Source organism: Nocardia coffeae, from assembly GCF_019890715.1.
Lineage (GTDB): Bacteria > Actinomycetota > Actinomycetes > Mycobacteriales > Mycobacteriaceae > Nocardia > Nocardia jiangxiensis.
On the sequence record NZ_JAINZY010000068.1, the window covers coordinates 1 to 610 of the forward strand.

Annotated in this window: 1 protein-coding gene; it reads right to left on the reverse strand. The window is 63.1% G+C overall.

Going from position 1 to position 610, the window contains the following annotated elements:
* Positions 1-319: hypothetical protein (locus tag K7711_RS47065; RefSeq protein ID WP_222979690.1), on the reverse strand; the 319-nt coding region annotated here is incomplete at its 3' end.
* Positions 320-610 lie beyond the last annotated feature (291 nt).

The window sequence follows — 610 nt, forward strand, 5'->3', positions numbered from 1 at the left end:
GGGGTTTGCGGGGAACCTGCCACGCATAGAGCCAGCCCTGGTCGCTCTGGTCCAGCTCGGGCCCTGCATCGATGGCTTCCTGTGGGCTGAGGCATAGGTCGAAGCGGACACCCTGGACGGTCCTTGTTCGTATCGACATGGGGTTATCGGTCAGCGCAACTGGGTGGGCATGCCAGCCGGGATCGATCGGGGAGTGCCCTTCGATCACGACATACGGCTGGTCGGGGTCGAATGCCCGGACCAACTCGGAGGGGATGGCGTCGTGGACGCCAACGGACCAGCCCCCATCCGGCCTCTCCGATGGTGAACCAACATGCACGCGCGCAATCTATCGAGGACAGCGCGATCGCTCGGCAGGGGGAGTGTCCGCCGACCGATGCCCGGAATGAGCGAAATGCGGTGGGAAATTTTCTGCGTTATTTCGGCGGCCGGTGATGCGTTCCGGAATCTGCCTGCGTGACTTCCGGGCTATCTGTCACCGGCTGGTGGTGTCCGAGCTGGCGGTTTGGCGTGTCCTGACCGCTTCAAGGAATCTGTCACCGTTCTTCCATCGTTTTCACCCAGGCTGAGTGCCGAGTGGAGCTGGGTACGCTCGCCGTCGTGGACTGGA